We start from the raw sequence: 21,043 nt of genomic DNA, 5'->3' as shown, positions 1-21,043 counted from the left end.
CGCGATCAGGCGTAGGCGAGCGACTTGGCGTCGTGGAACTGGTTGGCGGCCTCGATGAAGGCCTCGAAGAGCTTGCGCGTGCCCTCGTGCGTGTCGATCAGCATTTCCGGGTGCCACTGCACCCCCACCAGGAACTGCCCCTCGCGCGTGCCCTCCAGGGCCTCGACCATGCCGTCCTGCGCCCATGCGGTGGCCACCAGCCCCTCGCCCAGGCGGTCCACCGACTGGTGGTGCATGGAGTTGACCATCGCCTGCTCCACGCCGAACGCCGTGTGAAGCCGCGACCCCGGGGCAATGCGAACGTCGTGCGCCAGGTGGTCGCGCGCCCACCCCGCGCCGGGGAAGTAGTCGTGCTTGAGGGCGCCGGGGAACAGCTCGCCGCAGTCCTGCACCAGCGTGCCGCCGGCCGCCACGTTGATCACCTGCTGGCCGCGGCACACGCCCATCACCGGCTTGCCGTCTTCCAGCGCCCAGCGGGCGAACATCAGCTCCACGTAGTCGCGCGCCAGGTCGGTGCGTCCGCACAGCGCGTGGCGCTCGGCGCCGTACGAGGTGGGGTCCACGTCCACGCCGCCGGCGATGAAGATGCCGTCCAGGTGGTCGTAGATGCCGCGCAGCGTCTCGGGATCGTTCTCCAGCAGCGGCACCATCCAGGGAATGGCCCCCACCGAGGTGCACGCCAGGAAGTAGCGCTGGTTCATCACCCACGACGCCGGAAGGTCTTCCGGAATGCGGTCGATGGACTGGAGCGTCTGCGTGGGAATGCCGATGACCGGGCGCTGTTGCATGCTGATCCTGCTGCGTGAACCGCGATGAAAGAAAGGGGGACGAGAGCCCCGGGGCGGGAGGCAAAATCAGGGCCGGGCAACAAGATGCCCACGCCCCGCCCGCCATGCAACGCCCCCGTACACCCTACCGGCGTGCACGTTCGCCGGGAGTACGGCAAATGTTTCGCCGCGGGTGGTTCAGAAGCCGGGGGGAAGGCGCGTGGGCGCGGTTTCGTGCAGCGGCGGGGCGGGGGCGGCGGCGGAATCGTGGCGCACCAGGTTCACGGGCGATCCGCCGCGTGCGCCCAGCACCAGGTCGGCGTAGCCGTTGGCGGGGTCGCCCCCGGCCGAGCGGATGCGCCGCACCGTGCCCATTCCGCGGTTGTACGCCGTCAGCGCCTCCTCCTGGTCGCCGTCGTACACGGCCAGCAGGTACTTCAGGTAGCGAAAGCCCAGGCGCAGGTTGGTGCGCCGCTCCAGCAGCTGCTCGCGGGTGATGCCCGGCATCAGCTCGTTGGCCGTCGCGGGCATCACCTGCGTAAGCCCCAGCGCGCCGACCGGGCTACGCGCGGACTCGCGGAAGGCGCTCTCCACGCGAACGAGGCGAAACGCCAGCTCCGCATCCAGCTCCTCTTCCCGGGCGGCGCGCTCGATCTCGTCCGCCAGCTCCACCGAAATGCCGTAGCGCCGCGCGTACTCGGCCACCTGCCGCTCGCGCGCCTCGGCCGCGCGCGACGCCGCCAGCGCCGCGTCCACCACGCCCCACGCGCGGGCCGCCACCGCGCGGACGGGCGGCAGCAGCGCCAGCACGATGACGGCGCCCAGCACCAGCCAGGGACGCGCGCCCCTGGGCCGCAGCGAGCGCAGCGGGGCACGGCTCCTCCATTTCTCGCGGCGGACGGCACCCAAGCTAACGGCTCCGCGCCGTTCGCGCGACCGCCGCCGCCGTGCGCGTCACTCCTCCGGCCCGTGGTAGGGCACGGGTTCCTGCGTCAGCCGCCGCCACTCGCGGACGGTGGACCACCTGACCGGAGTGCGCGCCCCCAGCGCCTCGCGCGCACCGGGCGCCAGCTGGCGAAGGACGCCGGGAAAGCCCTCCGGGTCGTCGATCTCCCACCCCTTCCGCATGTGGAAGTAGCGCCGCAGCCGCACCATCGCGCCGCCCAGCATCAGGGGAAAGGGAAGCGTGTACAGTGCGCCCAAGACGTCGTTCCTCACCGTCTGGTGCAGGTAGCGCCGCTTGTCGCGCCCCGCCTGGTCGGCCACGTGGCAGACCACGGCATCCGGCAGGTACACCACCCGCCACCCTGCATCCAGCAGGCGGATGGAAAGCTCCTTCTCTTCGCCGTTGATGCCCAGCGCCTCGCGAAAGCCGCCGACCCCGAGAAGGGCATCTCGCCGCAGCACATGGCCGTAGCCGATGAAGGTGGCCACCCGCGAGCGGACGGTCACCGGCGCGGGCTGCGCGTGCGGCGGCCAGGCCCGCCCCTGCTCGTCGCCCTGCGCCAGCGCTACGGCGCCCACGCGGGGGTCGGTGTCGAGGACGGCCACGACGGCGCGGATGGCCTCGGGGTCCACGATGGCCGCATCGTCGTCCAGGTTCAGCACGTACGGCGAGGCGGTGGCGCGGGCGATCGCGTTCCGCCCCGCGGCCAGGCTGCGGCTCGTCTCGTTGCGCAGGACGCGCAGCCCGGGCGGCGCGTCGCGTCCCAGTGCCTCCCGCAGCGCCGGCTCCACCGGCACGCGCGAGCCGTCGTCCATCACGATCACGTCGCCCTGCAGCTCGCCGAGGGCGTGCAGCGAGCGGATGCACCTCACCAGTGCGTCGGGCCGGTCGCGGGTGCAGACGCCGACGGCGAGCCGGGAGGAAGGCGGAACGCGGGGCTGTCCCTCGTCCTGGCTCACGCGTCCCCTTTCGAAAAGGCGTGGACGTTGGCGGCGTACCAGGGCGGCAGGTCCAGCGCGGCCACCGCGGCGCGAAGCTCCCCGTCCCGCCGGGAGAGCGGGAAGCCGCGCTCGGCGAAGCGGCGGATCCAGTACTCGGGGGGCTGCTCGTTGACGTGCAGCACCCCGCCCTGCAGCGGGTGCGCGGCGGAAAAGACGATTTTGGGAAAGCGCGTGAGCAGGGCCAGCAGCTTGGGCGCGTGCCAGGCGGGAAAGTGCTCCGCCACTTCGAGGCACACCACCAGGTCGAAGTCGCCCAGCGCCTGGGCGGCGGAGGCGACGTCGGCCGCGCGGAGGCGGACGAGGTCCAGCGGCTGCACGTCCAGTCCGCGGCGGCGGGCCCGCTCCAGCGCGGGGGCGGAGGCGTCCACCCCCTTCAGGCGGAGGGTGGGATCGGCCGTGCGCAGCGCCTCCAGCAGCCGTCCCCCGCCGCATCCCACGTCCAGCACGGAGCGGACGGGAAAGTGGTGGAGGATGGTCCGCGCGAACCCGTCCCAGTCTCCCACCTCGGCGCCGTCCCAGAACCGGTCGTCGTACGGCGACTCGGCGGCCGGCCGCGCGCGGTCCGCGTACCAGGCGGCGAGCGCCCCTGCGTTGCGCGTGCGCCAGTAGAGCGCCGGGTGGCGCCTCTTCACGCGGTCCAGCAGGCGGCGCAGGGGTGAGGACATGGGGAAGGTCGGAGGATGGCCGGCGGAGCCGGGAGCTACCGCGGGAGCGGATCCATCTCAATATTCAGGAGCCGGCCGGGCGGGCGCCGACGACGCGCGGGGAATTGCAGGCCACCCGCGCGGGCCCGGGCTGCAGCACCAGGAAGTCGATCACCAGCGTAACGCCGGGCACCATCTCGGCGTTGGCACGCGCGCACTGCAAGGCGCCGAACCCGCGCACCGAGCCGTGCAGGTGAATCTCCGTCCCCACCACCACGGGGCGGATGGCCGCCGCGTCGATGGAAGGTTCCGCCGCCATCCTCGCCTGCACCTCGCGCACGATGGCCGCCTCGCGGCCGGTTCGCTCGGAAATCTGCGCCGGCGTTTCGGCCGGCTCGCCGCCGCCCAGCAGGGCACAGGCACCCATCCCGGATGCCACCCACACCATCACCGCCGCCCCCATGCGCCGCGCCGCCCGCCGCCGATCGCCAGCCATCCAGCCTCCGAGCTTGGGAAACCTGCGAGGCGCTTCGTACGTTACAACGGGTACGGCGCCGTCCTCACGACGCGGTTTTCGCAATCGACAGGCCAGAAGCGGCGCTGAATCATGAGCACCTATCTCCGAACCACCCGGTCGCACACCTACTCGCTGCTCTTCGCGCTGCCGCTGCTGGTGCTGTACGAGCTGGGCGCCGTGCTGATCGCGGACCGTGGCGGCACGGGAATGCGCAACGGCGCCGACGTGCTGCTGCGGACCATGCTGGCCGCGGGCGGCGTGCAGGGAACGCTGGCGTTCACCGCCGCGCTGGCGCTGGGGGCCGCCGTGCTGGTCACCTGGGAGCGGCGCAGGACGCGGGTGCCGCTGCGTGGTTCGTACTTCGGTGGCATGCTGGCGGAGAGCGCCGTCTACGCCCTGCTTTTCGGAGGGCTGATCGCCACGGCGACCCACTTTCTCCTGGGCGGGTTCGTGCGGCTGGCGGCGGACGGCGCGCTCACCACGCTGCCGCTGCTGGACGGCATCGTCCTCTCGCTGGGCGCCGGCATCTACGAAGAGCTGCTCTTTCGCGTGCTGCTGACGGGCGGGCTGCTGGCGCTGCTGGTGTGGATGGGCTTCCGCCGCACCCCCGCGGCCGCCGTGGCGGTGATTGTCTCCGCCTTCCTCTTCTCCGCCTTCCACTACGTGGGGCCGTACGCGTATCCGTTGGAGCTGGGCAGCTTTACCTTCCGTCTGCTGGCGGGCGTGGCGTTCAGCGCGCTCTACGTGTGGCGCGGCTTCGGGATCGCCGCGTGGACGCACGCGCTGTACGACGTGTTCCTGGTGATCGCCGGCCAGGGGTGACCGGACGCCAGCGCGAATCTTGCAGAGCGCGTTTCCATCCCCGCTCCGCCACCACACGGTTTTCCCCTCCGCTCCCGGACGCCCATGACTACGCTACGTGCCAGTCTGATCGCGCTCACCGCTCTCCTTCTCAGCGTTCCCCTTCACGCGCAGTCCATCCGCGGCCGCGTGGTGGATGCGGTGGGCGAAGGCGTGCCCGAGGCGAGTGTCGTCGCGACTGAAGGAGGAGGCCGCCGGCAGGCCGTCCGCACGGGAGCGGACGGCGCGTTCGTGCTCGCGCTGCGCGGGCCGGGCGTGTACCGGCTGAACGTTACTCGAACCGGGTACGCCCCTACGGCGTCCGGCGAGATCACGGTGTCGGCGGCGGAGGCGGTGGAAGTGTCCGTGCGTGTGGCGGCCCAGCCGCTGGGGCTGGAAGCGGTGACGGTGACCGGCAGGCAGGGGCCGCGCCGCATCGCGTCGCTGGAGCCCACCGGGTTCTACGATCGCGAGGCGACGGGGTTCGGGCGGTTCATGCGCCGCGAGGAGATCGAGCGCCGGCGCGGGGCGCGGCTGGCCCAGCTGCTGGACGACGTGCAGGGGATCCGCCTGTACCGCGACCGCCGCGGCACCGAGTACGTGACCTTTACCTCTCAGCAGTCCAACGGCGCGATCCGCCGCGCGCAGCGGGGCGAGGCCGACGTGTGCCTGCCGGTGATGTACCTGGACGGCACGATGGTGTCGCAAGGTACGGCGAACGGGCCACTCGGCGTTTCCATCAACGATCTGGTGCAGACGGAAGACATCGAGGCCATCGAGGCGTACGGCAACGCCTCGCGCATTCCGCCGCAGTACAACGGCAGCAACTCCGCGTGTGGCGTAATCCTCATCTGGACGCGGACGGGGAGCTGAGGCGAGCCCGGCTCCCCGTCGCGGCCGGTCAACGGGAGGCGGTGGACGACGGCGTGGTGTAGCAGTAGCCCACCCAGCCGCGCTGGTTCACGCGCCGGGTCACCGTCGCGTCGCCGGGAAGCTGCGAGCGGTCCGTGGGCTCGCCGTCGAAGAACTTCTCTCCGCGTCCCAGGCAGGGGCTCCGGCCGGTGCTGCTGTACTTGGGCGATCCGGGTTCCGCGGGCGTGCTGGACGATACAGGCGCGCAGCCGCTTGCCATGGCGGTGAGGAGGGCGAACAAGGGGATGAGCCTGGACATGGGCGCCTCGTGGTTGGAAGGTTGACGATTCGTTACGATTGTCCCGCGGCAATCCGGGCGGCGTGCCGGACCCCGGACCGGGACTCCTCGCGAGATGAGCCGCCGCACTCGCCGATCACGCGCGAGACCTCGGTCGCAAGCAGTTCGTCGGACTCGAGCCGCCTCTGGTAGCTCGCTGGCTCGCGAAGTGGAACCCCGGGAATGTAGATCTCCCTGCCAGACTTGGTGTACAGGCGCTCGCCACGGACGTGGAGCGCCGGTGACGCTTTCGTGTCGAGGGTGACGTTCACCACGTGTTCCACCCGGTGCACCCACACGCTGTCGACGGTGCGCCGGGCCCGGAAGGCGCTGCTCCCGGAGGCGGGCCCGGCGGCGTATCCCAGGCGCCCCAGCGACTCGCGCGCGCAGGCCAGTGCGTTTTCCGGCGCGGGGGCGCTCTGGTGCACGGAGGGCGGCACGCAGGCCGACACGAGAACCACGGGGACGACGAGGACGGTGGAAAGGCGCATGATCTTCGCTCGTTGGACGCGAGGCGGGTGTGGTCGCCGTCCAGGGTCGCGGAAAGCGTGCCGGGCCGCACCGCGCGATTCTGCAAGCCGTGCGCAGCTCGCCCGTCCCTTTCAGGAGACAGGCCGCGTACCCTTCCTGTGACGCTTCCCGCCCAACGCGCCGCATGCTAGCTTCCCTGGCGAGAGCGGGCCACCAGCGGGAAACGGGAATGACCGAAACGGGACACCAGTTCTACACCGAGCGCGAGATCCGGGACCTGGGAAGCGCCGTCGACCAGCTGCGGGTGGGGCGCGAGGCGGTGCTCCGCGACTGGATGGAGCGGGTGCGCGCCAACCAGGCCATGGCCACGGGCCAGGCCCTGGCCGAGCCGCTGCTGCTGGACCACATGCCGCAGCTGTTCGACGCCATCCTCGACCGGCTGGAGATCAACCGCTCGCGCGAGGACGCCGAGCAGTTCGCCACGGTGCACGGATTCGCCCGCCGGCTGACCGGCTACAACATCGTCGAGACGGTGCTGGAGCTGCTGATGTTCCGCCGCGCCATCTGGTCGCACCTGACGGCCGTAGGCGCGCGGGTGGAGGGGGCGTACGCGGCCATGGAGCAGATCGACGGGATGGTGGACCGCGCCGTCCTCTCCTCGCTGAACGCGTACCTGGACCCGAACGCCGCCATGCTGCAGCGCGGCGCCCTGACCCCCGAGGCGGAACCCGGGAGCCCCGCCGTGGACGGCGAGACCCCCGTGGCATGACCGGTGGACCCGTGCGGCAAGCGCGCGGGTACACGCATCCGCCGGGGCCGTATCCCCGTGACCCGCGACCCTTTCAGAGTGCCAGGACCATGCGACTCTTTCCGACCCGTACCGCCGCGCTCGGCGCGCTTACGCTGCTGGCCGCGTGCGGCGGCGACGGCGGCACCACGCCCACGCGCCTGACGGCCGCCCAGGTGGCGGGCACGTACCAGGTGTGCGAGCTCCGTTTCTCGCCCGCCAACACCATCCTGCCCACGGCGGACCTGCTGACGTCCGCGGTGGATACCACCCCGCCCCCGGGCCGGTTGAAGTTCACCGTGGCGTTCTCGCAGACGGGCGAGTACGACCTGATCTACACGCGCGCGTCGGATGCCTTCACCCAGCAGGCGCGCGGAAGCGTGAGCTACGGCGAGCAGCACGTATCCATCAGCCTGCCGTCGAACTCGGCGATCACGTCGGAGCTGCTGCTGCCGCGGCCGCTGAACCTGCGCTTCACCGGCACGGGCGGAAACCGGCTGACGGCCGATGTGTCGGACAACCTGCAGTACCCCGTGAACCGCGCCGACTACGCCCGCGCGGCGGGGGTCAGCGACGAGGGGCTGCAGCCCACCATCAACGGCCGCCTGACCGCCCGGCTCGCCGTGAACGGCTGCAGCTGAACGACGGTAACTGCGGTCACGACGGTCACGACGGTCACGGCAACGACGGGCACACCGGCCCCGGGACGCGCCCGACGGCGGACGGCGCACAGTCCGCGCAGGCGGACTTCGTGACGTTCCAGCCGCGGTTTCAACCGCCATCGCGAGGCCCGTCATCGTGAGCGCGCTTCGCCCGTGCGATGGGCCCGTGAGGCAAGCGGAATCGAATGAACAACCCAGCGGGTCCGGCGCGGATGGCCGGACCCGTGTCGTCAGATAGGGAATCCTATGCGAGCTTTGTTGATGCGGATGGCGGTGGGCGCGGCGGCGTTCGGGGCGGCGCTGGCGGACCCGTCGGCCGCCGCGGCGCAGGCGGACGGCGAGTGGAACTCGCAGCGCGCCCTGGAGCTGGTGTCGCGCGCCCAGCATCGGCGGCAGGTGACCCAGGCCGACACCGGCATGGCCGACTACCAGGCCGACGCCCGGGGCTACGTCTACTTCTACCTGGACCGCATGGACATCGGCGAGCGCAACCTGGTGAAGACCGACCAGGTGGCGCTCGACGTGTACTGGAAGGCGCCCAACCTTTCCAAGCAGCGCATCATCGGCCTGCGCGACGAGCGCGCCCTGCCCACGAACATCCGCTACCACGAAGACCACCTGACGGTGGTGCAGGACAACTTTGGCGACCTCATCCGCCTGGGCGACGGCGACGAGGTGGCCGACGTGCCGCACCCCGCGTCGCCCGGCGCCACGGCCGTCTACCACTACCGCCTGGTGGATTCCACCAGCATCCGCCTTCCCGGCGTGAGCGAGCCCGTGCGCGTGTACAAGCTGGAAGTGCGCCCGCTGGACCCGTCGCGCGCCGCCATGGTGGGCTCCATCTTCGTGGACCGCCGCGCCGGCGACATCGTGCGGATGGACTTCACCTTCACGCCGGTGGCGTACGTCGACAAGTTCCTGGACTACATCAACATCCGCATGGAGAACGGGCTCTTCAAGGGCCGGTTCTGGCTTCCCATCCAGCAGCAGGTGGAGCTTCGGCGGCAGCTTCCCGAGCTGGGGCTGCCCGCCGGAGGCGTCATCCGCGGCACCATGCGCGTCAGCAACTACCGCTTCAACCAGGGGCTGGACGACGCGATGTTCCGCGGCCGGCGCGTGGTGTCGGTGCCCGTGCAGCAGCGCGAGGCGTTCGCCTTCGAAGAGGCCATCGACGCCGAGCTGCGCGAGGAAGGGATCAGCCCCGGCACCGAGCTGGGCGACGTGCGCCAACAGGCCGCCGAGCTGATGGGCCGGCGCCTGCTGAGCGGACTTCCCGCCAACCGCATCGACGTGGGCAACGCGTCGCAGGCGCTACGCTTCAACCGCGCGGAGGGGCTGGCCCTCGGCGCGGGGTACCGCTGGCGGCAGACGGAGGGAACGACGCTGGCCGTGCGCGCGGGCCTGGCGACCGGCCCCATGAAGCCGTTCGCGAGCGTCGACGCGTGGAGCGGGGCCCTGGCCAGCCGTCTCGGCGTGGGCGTCTATCTGAACCAGACGCGCGACGTGGGCGTCGGCCCGGCCATCTCCGGATCCATGAACACCGTCACCGGGCTCATCGCCGGCTACGACTTCACCGATCCCTATTTCGTCAGCGGCGCCGAGGTGCGGATGGACCGCGGCCTCCGCGGCGGATGGACGATGCCGGTGCGCGTTCGCGCGGAACGGCACCGGCAGGCTACCGTGGCGGCGGACTACTCGCTGGCGGGCGGCACCAACTTCCGCGACGTGCCCCGGATCGAGGAGGGAACGTTCTTCGGCGGGTCCATCGGGGTGCGGCGCGAGGTGCCGGCGCAGGTGGCCCGGGGCTGGTCCATGGGCGTGACGGTGGACGGCGGGAACCTCGATTCATCCCTTCTGAACCGCCACTTCCAGTTCGTCCGCCCGCGCGTGGACGCCGGGCTGCGGCTGCGCTTCGCCGGAGGACGGGACGTGGCGATCGAAGGCTCGGCCGGCACCTCGATCGGGGACCTGCCCAGGCAGGCGAAGTGGGCGCTGGGCGGCCGCGGCACGGTGCCGGGCTACGCCTTCCGCGCGTACGGGGGCGACGCCTTCGCCTTCTCGCGGGCCACCGCCGCGGCCGACCTGTGGAGCCCGTTCCTCCGCGGCCGCGTGTTCGCCGCCGCCGGGCGTGCCTGGGAGCGCGAGGGGAACGTCGTTCTGCTCGACGTGACCCCTGAGCCCCGGTACCGCACGGGGACGATGACCTCCGTGGGCGCGGGCGTCGGCATCCTGTACGACATCCTGCGGATCGACGTGGCGCGCGGGCTGGGGCGGTTCGGGCAGTGGGAGGTGATCGTGGAGGCCAATCCGCAGTTCTGGGACTTCCTGTGACCGTCCGCGCGCCCGTCATCGACGCCTTTCACCTTCCGGCGCTGGAGCATCCGCGCGCGACCACGTGGTCGTACGGCAAGGGCGACGATGCGTTCGAGGTGCGCATCCCGCGCCTGTCGCCCGCGGACCTCAAGCGGCAGGTGGACGCGCTCGTCACGGCGCGCGACCGCCACCTGGCGCATCGCCCCGTGGCGGAAATCGTGGGCGTGATCGACGCGGTCGCGGCGCGGCTGCTGGACCCCGCCGATCCACTTCGCCAAGCGGCGGAGCGCGCCCTCCCCGCGGTGACGGCCTACTCGCCGCCGATGATCCGCCTGGTGCTGGACCGCATGGCTGCGGACTGGCGGGCGCCCCGCCTGCGCGAGCTGCTGCGGGCCGAGTTCGGCGACCCGCGGGTGCTGGACGGCTTTCGGCCCGCGCCGCGCAGCAACGGCCTGCACGCCGCGTTCGGGCCGCGCTTGGCGGTGCACGTGTTCAGCGGCAACGTCCCGGGCGTGGCGGTGACGTCGCTCGTGCGCTCGCTGCTGCTGAAGTCGGCCACGCTGGGCAAGGCCGCCGTCGGCGAGCCGCTGCTGGCGGCGCTGTTTGCGCGCGGCGTGGCCGAAGCGGACGCGGAGCTGGGCCAGTGCCTGGCGGTGACGTACTGGCCCGGCGGCGACGAGGCCATGGAACGCGCCGCCCTTGACTCGGCCGACGCGGTGGTGGTGTACGGGGGCGCGGACGCGGTGGCCACCATCCGCAGCCGCACGCCGGTCACCGCACGCTTCGTGGGCTACGGGCCCAAGGTGTCGTTCGGCGTGGTCGGCCGTCGGTTTCTCGGAGAAAACGACGCGCGGGAGGCTGCGCGCGGGGCGGCGCTGGACGCGTCGACATTCGACCAGCAGGGGTGCGTGTCGCCGCACCTGTTCTACGTCGAAGAAGGCGGCCCCGTGTCGCCCGACGCGTGGGCGGTGATGCTGGCGGAGGAGATGGCGGCGGTGGAGCGCGAGCTGCCGCGCGGCGTGCTGGCCCCGGGCGAATCGTCGTCCATCCGCCAACTCCGCGCGGAAGCCGAGTTCGCTGAAGCGGGTGGTGGGGGCATGCGGCTCCACGCGTCGGCGGAAGGCACGGCGTGGACGGTGGTTTTCGATCCCAAGCCCGACTTCACGGCCTCGTGCCTGAACCGGGTGATCCGCGTGAAGCCGGTGGCCTCCCTGAACGACGTCCCCGGGCTGGTGGAGCGGTTCGGGCCCGTGCTGCAGACGGTGGGCGTGGCGGCGGACGCGGAGTCCACGCGGTTGCTGGCGGAGGCGCTGGCCCGGGTGGGAGCGAGCCGGTTCACGACCTTTGGGCAGATGGCTTGGCCGCCGCCCTGGTGGCACCACGACGGCCGCCCGCCCCTCCGCGAGCTCGCCCGCTGGGCCGACATCGAGGGATAACTGCGGGTTTCACACGGAGGGCACGGAGGACACGGAGGAGGAAAAGGGAGGGAGAAAACCTCTCCTTCTTTTCCTCCTTCGTTTTTCCCCGTGCCCTCCGTGCCCTCCGTGTGAGGCACTCTTCGGTTACGGACTTCGCTGCGCGGGACTGCTGGGATTCGTCTGCCCACCGGCGGCGGGTGTCCCAGAGGCGGACGGCGCGGCCTCGGCGGGCGCGTTCTGCCCGGGCGTCACGGCGGCGGGCGCGGCACCCGGCTCGGGGCGCCCGGTCTTGGCCGCCTGCGCCGCCGCGGGGTCGACCACGTCACCGCGCGCCTGCTGCACCGCCTTCGCCCGCCCCTGCCCCATCCCCTCGCGCTCGAACTGGTTGAGCCACGCCATCACGTCCGGCGGCGGCGTGTACGAGGCCACCTTGTGCGACCGCGCCTCGCCCTGCTCCAGCCCGGCGACGATGTGCTCGTAGTTGCTGCCGGGGTGCCACAGCACCCAGTCCTCCAGCCCCACGTCGTACACGCCTTTTTTCTGCTGGCGCAGCTGCTCCGCGCCGTACTTCTGGTGGTTGCGGCCCAGCCAGGGCGCGCTGAACGCCTGCAGCCAGGGCATGATGCGCGCGGGCTGCACCCCCGCCTCCTGCAGCTTGTCGTTGCGCCAGCGCGCCATCCCGGCGGACTTGAACAGCACCTCGTACGGCATCAGGTCGGGCTTTCGCACGCCGGGCAGGTGCGTGGGAAAGTAGTGCGACGGGTACATCATGGGCAGGATGTGGTCGGCGATGGCGCTGATCGTTTCCCACTGCTGCCCGATGTTCACGTCGCTGCCCTCGTTGGGCGACAGGCCGAACACGTCCGCCGTCACGGTGACGCCCAGCGGATGCAGCCGGCGCCGCGCCTCCAGCAGGAACGCGGCGATGGCATCCGTGCGGTCACCCCGTGCCTTGGGGTGCACCTGCGCCGGAAGGCTCTTGTACGGCTCTGCGAAGCGCACGTAGTCGAACTGGATCTCGTCGAATCCCAGCTTCGCCACCTCTTCGGCGATGTCGAGGTTGTAGTCCCACACTTCCTCGTCCCACGGGCTCACCCAGGTGTTCCCCGCCTTGTCCACCCACAGGCCGCCGCTGGAGTTCTTGACGGACCAGTTCGGACGTGCCTTGGAAAGGATGGGGTCCTTGAACACGACGATCCGCGCGATCGTCCAGATGCCGTGCGCGTGCAGGGTGTCGGTGAACGCCTTGGGGTTGCGGATGGTGATCTCGCTGTCCTCCGTCATCTCGTTCTGGAGGGCCAGGTTGCTCACGTAGTGCAGCCCGCGCTCGTCCTTGACGTCCACGACGAAGGCGTTGATCTCGGTCTGGTCGGCAATCTCGATCAGCCGCTTGCGGTGCACGCCCGACCCGGCCTTGTACGCGTTGACGTACAGCCCCCGGATGATCGGCGGCGCCTTGCCGCGCGGCGAGCGGGTGGCCTGCGGCTGGGCCGGCGCCGCGCTGTCGCCCTTGGCCGCCTGCGCGCTGTCGCCCCCCGCGCCCTTCTCTCCGGTTCCGCCCCCGTCCCCGCCGCACGCGGCCAGAACGACCGCGAGCGGCACCATCGCGAGCCGGCGCACACTGATCATCGACATGCTTTTCTGAGCTTGATTGTGGACCCTGGATGCGCCTGAACGCGCGCCCTGCCGAGCGGCGGCAAGGTTCGCGCCGGGGGAAGGACGACGGGGCGGCGCCCACACCGTGGACGCCGCCCCCATCATCCCTGCCCGCAGCTGCCGTCGACCGCGGTTACCGGCCCGGCGTCCAGGCGTTGTTCCGCCGGTTGGCGTCGGGAAAGTACCGCAGCGGGTCGATCTCCACCCGCGTGACGGTGCCCGAGACGGGAATGGTCACCGTCTGCACGCGCGTGGACGGGTTCAGCCACTGGTCGATGGTGATGGTGTGCGTCACCGTCTGCCCCCCGCTCGTGGTGACCACGATCTCCGCCGGCGCGGGCGCCTGGCCCACGTCGCGCACCGTCACCTGCACGCCGTTCGGGGTCGGCCGCACGTCGCTGAGCGCATGGTCAAGCGTCACGGTGCGGTACCAGAACGGGTACCAGAACCAGTCCAGGTCGCGCCCGGCCACCCGCTCCATGGTGTTGAAGAAATCCCACGGATACGGGTGCTTGAACTGCCAGTCGCGCGAGTACTGCCGCATCCCCGCAAAGAACACCGAGTCGCCCAGCGTGCGCTGCAGCGAGCGCAGCAGCGTGCCCGGCTTGCTGTACGCCGACACCCCGAACGCCGGCCCGAACACCAGGTCGATGTGCCTCATCAACGGCGCCTCGCCCTTGTCGCCGGCAATCTGCAGGTACGACTCGCGCGGGCCCTCGAACGGATCGTGGTTCGGGAAGAAGTCCCTGGTCGCGCGGTTCTCGTTGAAGGTGGTGAAGCCCTCGTCCATCCACGCGAACGCGGCCTCGTCCTGGCCCACCATCATGGGGAACCACTCGTGCCCCACCTCGTGGGAGATCACCTCGTACAGCCCCAGGCGCTCCTCCGGCCGGCCGATGAACACCAGCATCGGGTACTCCATGCCGTACACCGGGCCCTCGGAGATGGTGATCTGCGGATACGCGTAGGGAACCATCTCGCGGCTGAAGAACTCCATCGAGTGCTCGCCGAACCGCGCCGATCCTTCCCAGTGCGGCGCGCCGGGGCGGTACAGCGAGTGGACCATCACGTCGCGCGTTCCGCCGCCCGGCGCGGGAATCTGCGCCCGCAGCGCGTCCCACTGGTAGCGATTGGAGGTGGCCCAGGCGAAGTCGCGCACGTCGCGCGCGGCGAACCGCCACGTTACGCGGCCATTCGTTCCCGGGGCGGTGCCCTGCCCCAGCTGGTTGCGCCGCAGGACGGTGACGGTGCTGTCGCTACGCGCGGCGACCTCCAGCTGCCGCCGCACGTCGGCCGACAGCACCTCCTGCGGGTTCTGCAGCTCGCCCGTGGCGCCGATCAGGTAGCCGGCGGGCAGGGTGAGCGCCACGTCGAAGTCGCCGTACTCCAGGTAGAACTCGCCCTCGCTGCGGTAGGGCGTCACGTCCTGCCCGGCCACGTCGTCGAACACGGCGATCTGCGGATACCACTGGGCGATCTGGAACACCCGGCCGCCCAGCGCATCTTCCCACCCGGTGCGGGGCGCCCCCATCGGCGGGACCACGAAATTCCACGCAATGTCGAAGATGGCGCTGTCACCCGCCGCGATGGGGCGCGGCAGCAGCACGCGCGACAGGGTGCCGCCCGCCAGGTAGCCCACGCTGGCGCGCTGCTCCCGCTGGTTCGCCTCGTACTGGCTCTGGGTGAGGGGGCCCAGCGTGTCGCCGTTGAACGAGAACGACGTCAGCTGGATGCCGCCGGTGTTGAACGGGCTGCGCGCGCCGGTAAAGCCCTCGGTGAACAGGTTCTGGTACAGGTTGAAGCGCACCTCGGCCAGGGCCACGGGCGAGCGGTTGTGGTACACGATGCGCTCGCGCCCGGTCAGCCGCCGGCTCTCGGGGTTCAACTCCGCCTGGATGCTGTAGCGGACGCGCTGCTGCCAGTAGCGCTGCCCGGGGGCACCATTGGCGCTGCGGGTGCCGGCCTGCAGGGCGCGCTGGTACTCCTCCGGCACCTCCACGGTGCGCACGAAGGGGCGCCCCGCGGTGTCGAGCGCCGCGCCCTGCGGCAGCGGCGCGATGATGGGCTCTGATACGGGCGCGCAGGCGCCCATGACAAGCACGGCCAGCAGGGCCGTGCGGCTGACGATGGTTTGCAACGTATGAACTCCCGGTCAGATGTGCGGGACTGCGGGTATCTACACGCGGATCAAATCTCTTGCCACGGGCGAATCGCGCCGAAGGATCTAACCGCGGGCACGTACCAGCAAGGGCGCGGCAGCCAGCACCAATGCCGAGGCCTCGGCCCTGCTGGGGCGACTAAAGTCGCGGCAACGACGGCCCGAAGTCCGCCTTCGCGGACTGCATGCGCCATTGAGTGCACGAGGCCAGCCGAAGCGCCATGCCCTGTGAGGCGCAGGCGCACCCTCCCGTCCTGTACGCCACACCTCGCGCGCCGAAGGATCTAACCGCGGACACGTACCAGCAAGGGCGCGGCAGCGAGCACCAATGCCGAGGCCTCGGCCCTGCTGGGGCGACTAAAGTCGCGGCAACGACGGCCCAAAGTCCGCCTTCGCGGACTGCATGCGCCATTGAGTGCACGAGGCCAGCCGAAGCGCAAACGACTTCTCCCCCTCGCCCGCTTGCGGGAGAGGGGGCCGGGGGGAGAGGGCAGCCGGGGGCATGCGCCGGCGCCGGTCGCAACGCTCCATCACCCGCCAGCCGCGAAAAGGCCGAGGCCCGAACATCCACGCCGCTGCCGCGCCCGGGCTTCAAGGTGCCCCATGCCAGATCCTTCGGCCCGCGAAGGATGTGCGCGTAGCGGGTGCGGCGCGCCTGGGCCTCAGGATGACACAGTCGCAGACGCGCCGTCTACCCCGCGCGCCCATTCGGCCGCGGCGGCCAGGTCCGGCGGGAGAGGCGAGTCGAAGCGCATCGCCTCGCCCGTGCGGGGGTGCGTGAAGCGGAGCTCCGTCGCGTGAAGGAACTGCCGCGGCGTGCGGCGGGCCAGCCCCGCCGCCCACGCCCGCTCCGGCCCGCCGAACCCCTTGTGCCGCTCCGCCCCATAGGTGTGGTCGCCCACCACCGGGTGCCCCAGGTGCAGCAGGTGCACGCGGATCTGGTGCGTGCGCCCCGTATCCAGCTCCGCGCGCACCAGGTCCGCCGCGCGCCACCGCTCCAGCCGAATGAACCGCGTCCGCGCCGGCCGCCCGTCCTCCACCACCGCCATCTTCCTGCGGTCGGTGTGATGCCGGCCGATGGGCGCGTCCACCGGAATCACGTCCGCGGCCAGGCGGCCCCACGCCGCCACCAGGTACGCACGCCGGATCCGCCGCGCCTTGAGCTCGTCGGAAAGGGCGCGGTGGGCGTCGTCGTTCTTGGCCACCACCATCAGCCCCGACGTGTCCTTGTCCAGCCGGTGCACGATCCCTGGCCGCAGCACCCCGCCGATTCCCGACAGGTCGCGCACGGCATGAAGCAGCGCGTTCACCAGCGTGCCCTGCGGGTTGCCGGGCGCGGGGTGCACCACCAGGCCGGGCGGCTTGTCGATCACCAGCAGGTCGTCGTCCTGGTGAACGATGGCGAGGGGGATGTCCTGGGCGGCGAGCGGGGAAGGCGCGGGCGGGGGGATGCGTACCTGCACGCGATCGCCGGGGACGGGGCGGTCGCGCTTTTTGGGAACGGCGCCGTTCAGCAGGACGCGTCCGTCCTCGATCAGCTGCGCGGCGCGGGAGCGCGAAAGGTCCAGCCGCGCCGCCAGCCAGCTGTCCAGCCGGTCGCCCGCCTCGTCGCCGGCCACCAGCTCGACGGCGTCGTCAGGCGCCGTCAGGTTTCTTCTCCATCTGCTGCTCCTCGCGCCAGAGCGAAACCGCCAGCATCAGCGCCCCCACTGTCACCCCGATGTCGGCCACGTTGAACACCGGCCAGCGCATGGTGCCGAACCCGAAGTCGAAGAAGTCAATCACCCCGCGCGACGAGCGGACGCGGTCGATCAGGTTGCCGATGGCACCGCCCGTCACCAGGGGAATGGCGATCAGCCGCATCTTGTCCGACCACGGCGTGGTCCGGTACATCATGTACAGCAGCACCGCCGCGGCCACCGGGAGGATGCTGAACGCGATGCGCGACCAGTCGCCCAGGTGCAGCCCGAAGGCCGCGCCGCGGTTGTAGATGTACGTCAGGCGAAAGAAGTCGCCGATCACCGGTACCGGGTCGTACAATCGCAGGGTGCGCTGCGCGATGATCTTGGTGACCTGGTCCAGGACCACCCAGCCGATCACCAGCCCCAGGTACAACGCCATCTTCCGCCGCGCCTCGTCGGCCGGCGTGCCCACGCTCGTCGTCGCGTCCGCCATCATCCGTCCTGTTTCGCAACCCGGGCGATCCCCACCGTGCCGGTCACCCCGTCGAGGTCCACCTCGCGGATCGCCTCGTATCCCTCGTTCGTCACCGACCCGCTCTCCACCGCCACGCCCAGCGTTTCGCGGGCCACGAACTCGCCCCACTCCCGCGCCACGTCCAGGATCTCCCCATCCCCGAAGATTCCCAGGCGGATGCGGTCGCTGACCTCGAAGCCCGATTCCTTGCGCAGGTTCTGCACCCGGTTCACCAGCTCGCGCGCCAGCCCCTCCAGCCGCAGCTCGGGAGTGACGGTCGGGTCCAGCGCCACGGTGAAGCTGGCCTCCGCTTCAACGTGGAAGTCGCCCTCCGCCGTCTGCACCACGTCGAACTCGGCGTCGGTGAGCGTAAAGGTGAGCGGCTGCCCCGTCTGCCCGTCCGTGTACGAGATCTCCACCGGCTCGCCGCGCCGGAAGGCCGCGAGCAAGGCGGACGACAGCTCGCGGATGGCCGCGGCGGCCGCCTGCGTGTTCTTGCCGTGCACCTTGCCGATGCCCTTGAAGTTGGGCTTGGCGCTGAACGACACCAGGTCTTCGGCGTGGTCCATGAACTTGACCGCGCGCACGTTCAGCTCGTCGCGAAGGATGCCGAGCAGCGTCTCGTCCACCTCGTATCCGTCCGGCACCACCGCGTACACCGTCCCCAGCGGCTGGCGCACCTTGATGCCCACCGACTCGCGCGCGGCGCGGCCGAGCGTCGACAGCGTGCGCACCGCCTGCATCCCCCGCTCCAGCTTCTCGTCGCGCGCGGCCGTGTCGATGGACGGAAAGTCCGCCAGGTGCACCGAGTTGCCGGTGAGCGCGCGGTGCAGCCAGTCCGCCAGGAACGGGGCGACCGGCGCCATCAGCCCGGCCGTGGCCACCAGGGCCGTGTGCAGCGTGGCGAAGGCGGCGCGCGTGTCGGCCTGGTCGGCGCTCCCCCAGAACCGGTCGCGCGAACGGCGCACGTACCAGTTGCTCAGGTCGTCGGCGATGAATCCCGACACGGCGCGCACGGCCCGCGTCAGGTTGTAGTCCTCCAGGTCCTGCGTCACCTCGCCCGTCACCGTCGCCAGCCGCGAAAGCAGCCAGCGGTCCAGCACCCCGCGCTCCGCCGGCGCCGCCACGTCGCCGTCGGCCGAGAAGCCCTCGAGGTTGGCGTACATCGCGAAGAAGCGGTACGTCTGGCGCAGCGTGTCGAACGTCTTGCGCTGCACCTCCTTGACGCCTTCCGGATCGAAGCGCTTGGGAAGCCAGGGGTTCGACGAGGACATCAGGTACCAGCGGAGCGCGTCGGCGCCGAACTCGCCGATGGCGTCCCACGGGTTTACCGTGTTCCCCTTGGACTTCGACATCTTCAGGCCCTTGGCGTCGAGCACCAGGTCGTTGACGACCACGTTGCGGTACGCCGGCCCGCGGCCCAGCAGGGTGCTGATGGCCAGGAGCGAGTAGAACCATCCGCGCGTCTGGTCCACCCCTTCGGAGATGAAGTCACCCGGAAACTGGCTTTCCTGCAGCTCCTTGTTCTCGAACGGGTAGTGGTGCTGGGCGAAGGGCATGGCGCCGGAATCGAACCAGACGTCGATCACCTCCGGCGTGCGCTTCATCGTTCCGCCGCACTCGCAGGGGAACGTCACCTCGTCCACGTACGGGCGATGCGGATCGGGAAGCTCGGCCAGCCCCGACTTCTCGCGCAGTTCACCGAACGAGCCGATGAAGTGGATGTGCGAGGGATCGCGCTCGCACACCCAGGCCGGCAGCGGGGTGCCCCAGTAGCGGCTGCGGCTGATCGCCCAGTCGACGTTGTTTTCCAGCCACTCGCCGAACCGACCCGTGCCCATCTCGGGCGGAAACCAGCGGACCTGGGCATTGTTCGCCAGGAGCTGGTCGCGCACCTGCGTGGTGCGGATGAACCACGAGTCGCGCGCCATGTACAGCAGCGGGCTTCCGCAGCGCCAGCAGTGCGGATAGCTGTGCTCTTCCTTGGACGACTTGAAGACGCGGCCGCGGCGCTTGAGCTCGATCACCAGCTCGGTGTCGGCGTCCTTGACGAACTGGCCGCCCACCAGCGGAATGTCTTCGCGAAACCGGCCGCGCTCGTCCACGGGCATGATGATCGGCAGGCCGACCTCCTGCCCCAGCTTGTAGTCGTCGGCGCCGAACGCCACCGCGGTGTGCACGATGCCCGTGCCGTCCTCGGCCGTCACCCAGTCGGCGCCGTACACCTTCCACGCGCGCGCCACCGTCTCGGCGTCGAAGCCCACCGGGTGCGCCCAGTCCAGCGGACGCTGGTAGCCCAGGCCGATCAGCTCGGACGCGGGGAAGGTGCGTGTCACGCCGTCTTCCGAGCCGAACAGCGGCGCCACGCGGGCGCGGGCCAGCACGTAGCGGCGGTCCTCGTGCGCGACCTCAGCGTACTCCAGTTCGGGGTTCACGGCGAACGCCACGTTGCTGACCACCGTCCACGGCGTCGTGGTCCAGACGAGGAACTCGCGGCCGTCGGGCTGCCCACCGGACGACCCCACGATGGGCGCGGTGAAGTACAGGGACGGGTCCTTGACGTCCTTGTAGCCCTGGGCCAGCTCGTGCGACGACAGGCCCGTGCCGCAACGCGGGCAGTAGGGCAGCACCTTGTGGCCCTTGTAGAACAGGCCCCGGTCGGCGATCTGCTTGAGCAGCCACCACACGGACTCGATGTAGTCCGGGTGATAGGTGACGTACGGCTTGGAATAGTCCAGCCAGTAGCCGATGCGCGCCGAGAAGCGCTCCCACTCTTCGGTGTAGGTGAGCACGCTTTCGCGGCACACCTCGTTGAAGCGCGCGATGCCGATCTCCTCGATTTCGCGCTTGCCGCTGATGCCGAGCTTCTTTTCCGCCTCGATCTCCACCGGCAGGCCGTGCGTGTCCCACCCCGCCATGCGCGGGACGAAGCGCCCCTGCATGGTGCGGAAGCGCGCCACCGTGTCCTTGATGGTGCGCGACATCATGTGGTGAATGCCCGGGCGGCCGTTGGCCGTGGGCGGGCCTTCGTAGAACGTGAACGGCTTGCCGTTCGCGGTCCGCTGCAGCGACTGGCGGAAGGTGTCCTCGGCCTGCCACTGCGCGAGGACCTCGTCTTCCAGCGCGTTGACGGACGAGGGGAGCTCGGGAAATTTCTTCATCTGCCGGCCTTCACGAAACGAGCACCCGCCGGGGCGGGACATGGGCGAAAGCTCGTAATATAACGCGCCGGGCAATCGACGCACCCCGGACCGTCGGCGCCATCGCCACCCACGCCTGACGCACCTAAATCCGCGCCACGCCGGCAATCTGTCATCCAGAGGCCCAAGCGCACCGAACTCACCCCCACGCCACTCCACGCGGGCCGAAGGATCTTGCCAGCGTCACATCTCGATCTGGGCGCGGCAGCGAAACGAAAACTTGAGATGCCTCCCGCAGCATTGGTGCGAGCCGAAGCCCTGGGTGTGAGCCCAGCCTG

Annotated in this window: 18 protein-coding genes; 6 read left to right on the top strand and 12 right to left on the bottom strand. The window is 70.8% G+C overall.

What is annotated here, in order from left to right; all coding sequences use genetic code 11:
- Positions 1 to 5: 5 nt before the first annotated feature.
- From VF632_RS05380 to VF632_RS05360, 5 genes are all read right to left on the bottom strand, one after another.
- On the bottom strand, positions 6 to 788 hold the full coding sequence (locus VF632_RS05380; protein WP_331021833.1) for a gamma-glutamyl-gamma-aminobutyrate hydrolase family protein: 783 nt from the start codon (positions 786 to 788) through the stop codon (positions 6 to 8).
- 177 nt (positions 789 to 965) lie between these two features.
- A complete protein-coding gene (locus tag VF632_RS05375) occupies positions 966 to 1,676 on the bottom strand; it encodes a transglycosylase SLT domain-containing protein (protein WP_331021832.1) in 711 nt (236 codons plus the stop codon).
- A 45-nt stretch (positions 1,677 to 1,721) separates the two neighbouring features.
- The gene (locus VF632_RS05370; RefSeq protein ID WP_331021831.1) at positions 1,722 to 2,672 is read right to left on the bottom strand and encodes a glycosyltransferase family 2 protein; all 951 of its coding nucleotides are present in this window, start codon (positions 2,670 to 2,672) and stop codon (positions 1,722 to 1,724) included.
- Positions 2,669 to 3,379, bottom strand: a complete 711-nt coding sequence (locus VF632_RS05365; protein ID WP_331021830.1) for a class I SAM-dependent methyltransferase — start codon at positions 3,377 to 3,379, stop codon at positions 2,669 to 2,671. Before VF632_RS05365 ends, VF632_RS05370 begins: the two co-directional genes overlap by 4 nt.
- Positions 3,380 to 3,443: 64 nt before the next feature.
- Positions 3,444 to 3,854 carry a BON domain-containing protein gene (locus VF632_RS05360; RefSeq protein ID WP_331021829.1) on the bottom strand — a complete coding sequence of 137 codons (411 nt, stop codon included), beginning with the start codon at positions 3,852 to 3,854 and terminating at the stop codon, positions 3,444 to 3,446.
- A 111-nt stretch (positions 3,855 to 3,965) separates the two neighbouring features.
- On the opposite strand from VF632_RS05360, the gene VF632_RS05355 reads away from it, so the two are divergent.
- On the top strand, positions 3,966 to 4,697 hold the full coding sequence (locus tag VF632_RS05355) for a type II CAAX prenyl endopeptidase Rce1 family protein (protein ID WP_331021828.1): 732 nt from the start codon (positions 3,966 to 3,968) through the stop codon (positions 4,695 to 4,697).
- Between the two features lie 84 nt (positions 4,698 to 4,781).
- Positions 4,782 to 5,588, top strand: a complete 807-nt coding sequence (locus VF632_RS05350) for a carboxypeptidase-like regulatory domain-containing protein (protein WP_331021827.1) — start codon at positions 4,782 to 4,784, stop codon at positions 5,586 to 5,588.
- A 28-nt stretch (positions 5,589 to 5,616) separates the two neighbouring features.
- Here the strand turns inward: VF632_RS05350 and VF632_RS05345 are convergent, their stop codons facing one another.
- Together VF632_RS05345 and VF632_RS05340 are read right to left on the bottom strand one after the other, a co-directional pair.
- Entirely contained in the window at positions 5,617 to 5,886 is a 270-nt protein-coding gene (locus VF632_RS05345) for a hypothetical protein (RefSeq protein ID WP_331021826.1), read from the bottom strand.
- Positions 5,887 to 5,918: 32 nt separating this feature from the next.
- Positions 5,919 to 6,395 (bottom strand): hypothetical protein, encoded by a 477-nt coding sequence (locus VF632_RS05340; protein ID WP_331021825.1) that lies wholly within the window; start codon positions 6,393 to 6,395, stop codon positions 5,919 to 5,921.
- Positions 6,396 to 6,604: 209 nt separating this feature from the next.
- On the opposite strand from VF632_RS05340, the gene VF632_RS05335 reads away from it, so the two are divergent.
- The 4 genes from VF632_RS05335 to VF632_RS05320 all read left to right on the top strand — a co-directional run bounded on the left by VF632_RS05335 (position 6,605) and on the right by VF632_RS05320 (position 11,573).
- Positions 6,605 to 7,144: an RsbRD N-terminal domain-containing protein gene (locus VF632_RS05335; RefSeq protein ID WP_331021824.1), complete on the top strand. Its 540-nt coding sequence runs from the start codon at positions 6,605 to 6,607 to the stop codon at positions 7,142 to 7,144.
- 89 nt (positions 7,145 to 7,233) lie between these two features.
- Positions 7,234 to 7,803: a hypothetical protein gene (locus VF632_RS05330; protein WP_331021823.1), complete on the top strand. Its 570-nt coding sequence runs from the start codon at positions 7,234 to 7,236 to the stop codon at positions 7,801 to 7,803.
- 267 nt (positions 7,804 to 8,070) lie between these two features.
- Positions 8,071 to 10,155 (top strand): hypothetical protein, encoded by a 2,085-nt coding sequence (locus VF632_RS05325; RefSeq protein WP_331021822.1) that lies wholly within the window; start codon positions 8,071 to 8,073, stop codon positions 10,153 to 10,155.
- Positions 10,152 to 11,573 carry an acyl-CoA reductase gene (locus tag VF632_RS05320; protein ID WP_331021821.1) on the top strand — a complete coding sequence of 474 codons (1,422 nt, stop codon included), beginning with the start codon at positions 10,152 to 10,154 and terminating at the stop codon, positions 11,571 to 11,573. The genes VF632_RS05325 and VF632_RS05320 overlap by 4 nt, the downstream gene beginning before the upstream one ends.
- A 126-nt stretch (positions 11,574 to 11,699) precedes the next feature.
- Here the strand turns inward: VF632_RS05320 and VF632_RS05315 are convergent, their stop codons facing one another.
- From VF632_RS05315 to ileS, 5 genes are all read right to left on the bottom strand, one after another.
- Positions 11,700 to 13,190: a putative glycoside hydrolase gene (locus VF632_RS05315; protein ID WP_331021820.1), complete on the bottom strand. Its 1,491-nt coding sequence runs from the start codon at positions 13,188 to 13,190 to the stop codon at positions 11,700 to 11,702.
- Positions 13,191 to 13,344: 154 nt separating this feature from the next.
- Complete coding sequence (locus VF632_RS05310) at positions 13,345 to 15,348, bottom strand: M1 family metallopeptidase (protein ID WP_331021819.1); 2,004 nt, start codon at positions 15,346 to 15,348, stop codon at positions 13,345 to 13,347.
- Between the two features lie 683 nt (positions 15,349 to 16,031).
- A complete protein-coding gene (locus VF632_RS05305) occupies positions 16,032 to 16,991 on the bottom strand; it encodes an RluA family pseudouridine synthase (RefSeq protein WP_349263969.1) in 960 nt (319 codons plus the stop codon).
- Positions 16,992 to 17,004: 13 nt separating this feature from the next.
- Positions 17,005 to 17,547 carry a signal peptidase II gene (lspA, locus tag VF632_RS05300; protein ID WP_331021817.1) on the bottom strand — a complete coding sequence of 181 codons (543 nt, stop codon included), beginning with the start codon at positions 17,545 to 17,547 and terminating at the stop codon, positions 17,005 to 17,007.
- Positions 17,544 to 20,726 carry an isoleucine--tRNA ligase gene (gene ileS, locus VF632_RS05295; protein ID WP_331021816.1) on the bottom strand — a complete coding sequence of 1,061 codons (3,183 nt, stop codon included), beginning with the start codon at positions 20,724 to 20,726 and terminating at the stop codon, positions 17,544 to 17,546. Before ileS ends, lspA begins: the two co-directional genes overlap by 4 nt.
- Positions 20,727 to 21,043 lie beyond the last annotated feature (317 nt).

The sequence above is a fragment of the Longimicrobium sp. genome (genome assembly GCF_036388275.1).
GTDB lineage: Bacteria > Gemmatimonadota > Gemmatimonadetes > Longimicrobiales > Longimicrobiaceae > Longimicrobium.
Note: the sequence above shows the minus strand (reverse complement) of the source record. Positions and strands in the feature narration are given on the sequence as shown.

Bases quoted from the DNA above. Each gene is read 5' to 3' on its own strand.
- VF632_RS05380 (WP_331021833.1), bottom strand. From the start codon at position 788: ATGCAACAGCGCCCGGTCATCGGCATTCCCACGCAGACGCTCCAGTCC.
- VF632_RS05365 (WP_331021830.1), bottom strand. From the start codon at position 3,379: ATGTCCTCACCCCTGCGCCGCCTGCTGGACCGCGTGAAGAGGCGCCAC.
- VF632_RS05360 (WP_331021829.1), bottom strand. From the start codon at position 3,854: ATGGCTGGCGATCGGCGGCGGGCGGCGCGGCGCATGGGGGCGGCGGTG.
- VF632_RS05355 (WP_331021828.1), top strand. From the start codon at position 3,966: ATGAGCACCTATCTCCGAACCACCCGGTCGCACACCTACTCGCTGCTC.
- VF632_RS05350 (WP_331021827.1), top strand. From the start codon at position 4,782: ATGACTACGCTACGTGCCAGTCTGATCGCGCTCACCGCTCTCCTTCTC.
- VF632_RS05345 (WP_331021826.1), bottom strand. From the start codon at position 5,886: ATGTCCAGGCTCATCCCCTTGTTCGCCCTCCTCACCGCCATGGCAAGC.
- VF632_RS05340 (WP_331021825.1), bottom strand. From the start codon at position 6,395: ATGCGCCTTTCCACCGTCCTCGTCGTCCCCGTGGTTCTCGTGTCGGCC.
- VF632_RS05335 (WP_331021824.1), top strand. From the start codon at position 6,605: ATGACCGAAACGGGACACCAGTTCTACACCGAGCGCGAGATCCGGGAC.
- VF632_RS05330 (WP_331021823.1), top strand. From the start codon at position 7,234: ATGCGACTCTTTCCGACCCGTACCGCCGCGCTCGGCGCGCTTACGCTG.
- VF632_RS05325 (WP_331021822.1), top strand. From the start codon at position 8,071: ATGCGAGCTTTGTTGATGCGGATGGCGGTGGGCGCGGCGGCGTTCGGG.
- VF632_RS05315 (WP_331021820.1), bottom strand. From the start codon at position 13,190: ATGTCGATGATCAGTGTGCGCCGGCTCGCGATGGTGCCGCTCGCGGTC.
- lspA (WP_331021817.1), bottom strand. From the start codon at position 17,547: ATGATGGCGGACGCGACGACGAGCGTGGGCACGCCGGCCGACGAGGCG.
- ileS (WP_331021816.1), bottom strand. From the start codon at position 20,726: ATGAAGAAATTTCCCGAGCTCCCCTCGTCCGTCAACGCGCTGGAAGAC.